The organism is candidate division KSB1 bacterium, assembly GCA_022562085.1.
In the GTDB taxonomy this organism is placed as follows: domain Bacteria; phylum Zhuqueibacterota; class Zhuqueibacteria; order Oceanimicrobiales; family Oceanimicrobiaceae; genus Oceanimicrobium.
Map to the genome: position 1 here is coordinate 1 of JADFPY010000279.1, position 6,187 is coordinate 6,187.

Sequence of the window (6,187 nt, forward strand, 5' to 3'; positions counted from 1 at the left end):
CTCAGGCTTTGAGTCAAGTAAAAATTTCAAAGTTGCTTGCTCGGCACGCATGTGATCGAACAAGGTATTGTCCAAATCAAAAAAAATGGTTTTTATGTCTTTTAAGCTCATTTTAAGAAAAGAAAGATAGATAATTTCGTTCAATAAAACAACGCCAAATTTAGGGACTATATGTCGAGTTAGCAAGAATCAGAAAAATGAACAATTTGTGAAAATCTTGCTTTTGATTCTGACTTTTATTAAATTGCAGCCTTTAAAAACTCAGAAAAATATTGAGGATTTTGGATGTCAGAAATTAAAAAAATTGCGATTATCCCAGGGGACGGAATCGGCATCGATGTGACACATGAAGCGATGAAAGTGCTGGAAGTTATTCAGAATACATACAATTTGCCACTCGATGTGAAGCACTTTGATTACGGCGCTGACAGATACTTAAAAGACGGCACTACTATGCCCGAAGACCAGGTCGAGGATTTTCGTAACAATTATGACGCAGTTTTTATTGGAGCGTTAGGCGACCCTCGGATACCGGATATGGCGCATGCACGCGATATTCTTCTTGGCCTGCGATTTAAGCTCGATCTATTTGTAAATTACCGCCCGGTTAAACTCACTGACGCCAGGCTTTGTCCCCTGAAAGACAAAACTGAAGAAGATATTGATTTTGTGGTTTTCCGGGAAAATACCGAGGGACTTTATGTCGGCATGGGCGGCATTTTCAAAAAAGGCACCCCGGACGAAATCGCCATCCAGGAAGATGTCAACACCCGGAAAGGTGTGGAGCGTATCATTCGCTACGCCTTTGAATTCGCCAAGCAAAAAGGGCGGCCAAAAGTGACTATGTCGGACAAGAGTAATGCCCTGCGCTTTGGGCATGACATTTGGCAGCGCACATTTGAGGAAGTCGGAGAAGAATATCCCGAAATAGAGAAAGAACATTTTTACGTAGATGCTTTGACCATGCAAATGATTAAACGGCCTGAGCAGTTCGAGGTCATTGTGACCTGCAATATGTTCGGCGATATTGTCACGGATTTGGGCGCACAATTACAAGGTGGCCTCGGTCTGGCCGCGTCCGGGAATATCAATCCTGACGGGACCTCAATGTTTGAACCTGTTCATGGCTCCGCCCCAAAGTACGCAGGGAAAAATATCGCCAATCCATTAGCAGCAATTCTGACACTTGGGCTGATGCTGGATTACTTAGGGTATTCTGCACAAAATAGTGTGGTGGAAAAAGCTGTGGAAGAAGCGATTCACTCAGGAAACGTAACAAAAGATTTGGGGGGAAATTTAGGAACCATAGAAACCGGGGATTTTATATGCGAAAAGATAAAGTCAGGTTTGTAGACTAATTATTATCATTCAACCTGACATTTAAATAGCAAACCTAAAATATTTTGTAAGACAGATCAGTATCCTCTGAGCTTTTCAATATTCCTTCTCTCTTTCTTTGTGGGCCTGCCTTTATATTTTCGTTTGCCTTCTTTATCCCAATCCTGAAGCAATTCGTACAGCTCCTTGGATTCTTCGGGAATTTCGGGAATGTTTTCATGATACACCAGCTTTGCATCTTTGTTGGAAATGTTTTTGTGCACGATTTCCAGAACGTCAAATGTATGGTATTTGCTTTTCCGTTTGATGGTAATTTTATCACCAACCTTAATCATTCGAGCCGGCTTAGATTTCTGAGCATTGACTTTAACTTTTCCATCATCGCAAGCGCGCGTCGCCAAAGCACGGGTTTTAAAAAGCCGGCTGATCTTAAGCCATTTATCCAAACGAATGGGCTTGCTCTCTCTGGGATCCTGGGTTGGCATAGAATAAATTACCCGTTCCAAGAGAAAGAATCAAGAACTAATTGTTAGATTTAACGAAAGGCAGGAAAGGGTTGATGAAGCAGCTCTTTGCAACTACTGCCTGATTCTGGCATAAAGCGTCTTCGGCGTAATGCCCAGCATTCTGGCAGCTCTCGACTTATTGCCCATAGTTAGCCTTAAGGCTTTCTTAATGTGCTCATCCACCATGTCATCCAGAGTCGGATATTTAGAATTGGCAATATCCGAAAAGTCCAATTGGTGCAAATGCTTCTGCCGAATCAAAGCATCGGGACAGGTCAACAATAGAGACTCAATAATAATATTTAGTTCGTCATAATTTAAAGGCCAATTGTATTCAAGCAAGGGTTCATAAAGTTCTTCTGCAATTGCTTCGGGTTTTGCATAGATTTCTTTTTTCTTTTTTTCAAAAACCAAATCGATGATTTCTCTAAGATCATGTTTACGCAGCCTTAGTGGTTCAATGCGGAATTCTAATTTTTCCATGTGTTCAAGCAGTTTTGCAAATTCAGGATTATTACCATTTTTATTTTCATCCGGTTTCGAGATTGATGCAATTAGCCGGAAACGGGGAAGCTGACGACCATTAAGGTTGTCTTCGTTAGAATCTTCCAATATCTTGAGCAAATAGGCTTGTTCATCTTTTCCGAGGCGCTCAATGCCTTCTAAATACAAGGTATCTCCGTTTTGCAGATTATATGGAATGATATTCTTTAAAGAGTCATTGCAAACCTTCTCAAAAAAAAGCTTGCCGTCAATCTCTGCGTTAATAAGCTTTGCCAGCATGTAAGGTCGCGTGCCATCTTCGCCACGGATTAATATAGGTGCCGGGTTTTTGTCCGTGTCTTGGGTCGAAATACGTTCGCGAATTTCATCTAGGTCAATCTTCAACAACCTTCGGTAAAACTTAGCTTGGTCACGATCGAATTTCTGATAATTTTCAAGTTTTCGCAACGTCCGGTTAAATTCAAGGGCGCCATTGATGGTAAGCTTCAGGTCAACCATATCAATCGGCTTGCCATGATATTGAAATACGCCCATTTCGAGAAAATCGTGCTTTAGTACAATATCTTGTCCGGAAATGATAATCATAGGCACGCTTGGATTCGACTTTAATAGCTTATCTACCATTGTAAATGGATCAACGCTAAGACCTGGCATATTGACGTCCAGAATCGTTGCATTTAACCGCCACAAATTTGATTCAAATTTTTCTAAAACTTCATTCCAATTTCGCGCAATTAGTAATTCATGATCTTTCTGAAGAAGGCGAACCATAAAGTCTAAAAAAGATTGTTCGTCATCGGCGATGAGCAACGTTGTCATAATTTTTGAATTTCCTTTTTAGGACATTGGATTGGTTAGTTTTATATAGAAGTGATTTAAAGGGAAGTTAATTTAAGAATATTTCCATAAAATGCCAGTGTTATTAACAAATTGTAATGAATAAAAATGAATATATCAGTAACTAGAAGCCATAATTCAGGGATGCAATGCCTTCAAAACAATCTTCTATATTCGGCTCAATTGGGCTTGGATACATTTCTCTTGAGATTATACATTTGAAATCATCTACCTTAAAAAATGATAACAATATGAACTAATCGTTTTGAAATTAAGCTTAAAATGAAATTAAGCTTAAAACACTTGTTTTTGTAATAAATTAATATCGACCAAGTGTCTCAAACGGGACATCATGAGTGAGACACTTTTAAATTTGAACTGGGTATACTTACCTTTTGTAACAGTGTAAGTACTTATTAAATAAAAGGTTTAAATAGGTTTTATTGTTCTTGGCATACTTGTTGCAGATCCCATTCAACAGGCATGTACCTCATGGATGAAACATTAGTTAAAAGGAAGGTGATAGTATGAAAAAGCTCACATATATTTTAATCTTAACTTTGGTTTTTGTACTATTCAGTACAGTATCGGCCCAAACACCCAGTGTGTTCTGGATCGAATCATTCAGCCCGGGCAGTTCGGACCTCAGTGATCCTAAAATAAACAAGGCTGCTTTAGCCATGTTGGATGAACTTATGCAAGATGAACAAATTCAGGTAACATTTTTGGGTGCTGCCGATAGCAAATCATGGAAAATGAATGGCGAATATGTACACCAGGATATTTCTGAAGCCTGGAATGATGCAAAGAGCCTTGGCCGAGCCCGCGCGTTAAGAGCACGGTATGGAAGAGGAGACGTTGGAGTCACTCATGAAAGTATCGCGGGAGTCAAAGTTATTTGGGCCAAAAAGGAAAACTATATTACAAAATTAGACCAACTCGAAAAAGAGAACAAACATTTGAAGGATGAAATTGCTGAAGTGAAAACTGCTCTAAAGGGTCTGACCCATGAACCCGGAACCAATGGTAAAAATGGGCATCCTACATCCGATTCTAATATAAACGTGAGCCTGCAGGCCGGTTTATGGACTTGGCAGACGGGTTCCAGCGGCGGCATTTTATCTCCTTATCTGGCCTCAAGTCTCACAATAGGCAGAGCCTCGTTTCATATTCGAGGAGGTGTAACTCCCTGGCACGCTTCGACAAGCCAGGGCAATAAGTCTGAGTCATTTATTTACTTCGGGGCAAGATACTTTAAATCAGAAAATCTTGGATTTACCCTCGGTGTCTATCGCGGCTGGGAGTTTTTCACCGCAACTGACGATTGGTTATTCAAAACCACAGGCGTTTCAGCGGGAATTGTAGTGAATAAAGGATTTATTGAATTAAATCCTGCCATTACATTTTCCAATCTCAGCTCGTTGGATTATGACTCTAAGTGGCGCTTCGGTGTTACTTTTGGAGTGGGACTAAACATCAAAAATATTTTAAGTAAATAAAAGGTTTGGTGAGTTAGACATGATAAATTTATGTCAAAAACTAACGCGTATGGGGAGAGTAGGAATAAATATATGCTTCTTGTTTGCTTTAATGGCCATTGCATGTAGTAAAGCTCAAATGCCAACTTCGAATGAACAAGAAGGTGAATTGGTCATCACTGTGAATGAGGATTCAGCTTTAATCACAGTTAAAGATTTACATGAAACCTTGATTGCAGAGACTAATGAGCGGTATTCATCGCACACATTGGTAGCCGGACACTATTTGGTTTTCGGGGAAAAAGAAGGAAAACAGCCATTCAGTGAGCTTGTTGAAGTGATTTCAGGCAAGGAGACAGTGGTTCAGATTGAATTATCATCTCCGCCTGCAGATGCTCCGAGTCTCAGCTTCTCAGTGGCTTCCGATACCGTAGAGTACGGAGAAGCTGTGCTTATTGAGTGGCAATCAAACGGGTTTCAGGTGATCATTGATCAAGGAGTCGGTACCCGGGGGCCGGCTGGTTCAGAAGAAGTTATTTTTGCAAATCCCGGAAATAAAGTATTCACAGCCACGGCTTACGGTCAAGATAATCTTCTGACTATTAAACAAGACTCCATCCTTGTTAAAGAAGCTCCGGCTCCAATTCTACCGGTTATTATGCTTTCCACGACAAGTCTGGTCACAGTAAATGCCTTGGCAAAGATAACCTGGTTTTCACAAAACGCCGACTACCTGGTGGTTGATTATGTTGACAATCCGGATTCACAAGGAAGTAAAGAAATCACCTTTTCAACTCCCGGTTTGCGGATTGTTACCGCCACTGCTTACAATCAGGCGGGATATGTTTCCGCTACGGACACAATTGAGGTCGTTGAACCACAGGTGACCTCGGTTGACGACATAATTATTTCAGCGGAAAGCGGTGTGCGGGCTGACAAAGGCGAATCCGGAATGGTTAAAAAGGATGCTGGAGTCTTTGACATAGAAGCTTCCGGTAAATATCAAATTGTCACAGAAGTTTGGTATAACAGCGGCGATTCACAGCTCAACGAAAGTTTTTATCTGCAGGTTCGGGATCACTCTGACAATCTCTTCTTACCCGAAAACAGTAACAGTGGTATTTACAAAGTCGTTCCGGATGATCCGGGCACACCTCACGCAGCTTCTCGTGAAAGTGGTGTTTTTGACTTGTCTCGTGGAACTCACGCTATTGATATTTTACACTATGCGAAAATATCTAACTATTATCCGCAACTTCTGAATGGACCCATTACAGGGCCTGAAAGTGTAAAAATTTTGGGTTTCAGGTTAGTTTATTTAGGCAACTAAACTCTTCCCCATAGGATCCTCCAAATCCGATCGCCGCTGTCCGTACCGCCTTAAGGAAAAGGTTCAGGCAGCGGCTTTTTTTATTGCAACTTTAAAATATCACATTTCGTTAAAGCCAAAAAGTTTGGTAATGTGACTCTTCATTTCGTGGGGGAATGACTTCTTCTCGTTCGTTATTTTTTGAACCGCAACCT

The 6,187-nt window shown here is 40.8% G+C and carries 5 protein-coding genes; 3 read left to right on the plus strand and 2 right to left on the minus strand.

The annotated features are described in order from the left end of the window. Nucleotides 1-294: 294 nt before the first annotated feature. Nucleotides 295-1,353: a 3-isopropylmalate dehydrogenase gene (locus IH879_17935; GenBank protein ID MCH7676804.1), complete on the plus strand. Its 1,059-nt coding sequence runs from the start codon at nt 295-297 to the stop codon at nt 1,351-1,353. Nucleotides 1,354-1,415: 62 nt separating this feature from the next. Here the strand turns inward: IH879_17935 and IH879_17940 are convergent, their stop codons facing one another. Beyond that, nucleotides 1,416-1,823 carry a hypothetical protein gene (locus IH879_17940; GenBank protein MCH7676805.1) on the minus strand — a complete coding sequence of 136 codons (408 nt, stop codon included), beginning with the start codon at nt 1,821-1,823 and terminating at the stop codon, nt 1,416-1,418. 93 nt (nt 1,824-1,916) lie between these two features. Beyond that, a complete protein-coding gene (locus IH879_17945; GenBank protein ID MCH7676806.1) occupies nt 1,917-3,167 on the minus strand; it encodes a response regulator in 1,251 nt (416 codons plus the stop codon). Nucleotides 3,168-3,712: 545 nt separating this feature from the next. Between IH879_17945 and IH879_17950 the strand changes: the two genes are divergently transcribed. After that, nucleotides 3,713-4,684, plus strand: a complete 972-nt coding sequence (locus tag IH879_17950; protein MCH7676807.1) for a hypothetical protein — start codon at nt 3,713-3,715, stop codon at nt 4,682-4,684. Between the two features lie 118 nt (nt 4,685-4,802). Next, entirely contained in the window at nt 4,803-5,993 is a 1,191-nt protein-coding gene (locus IH879_17955; GenBank protein MCH7676808.1) for a hypothetical protein, read from the plus strand. Nucleotides 5,994-6,187: the final 194 nt, after the last annotated feature.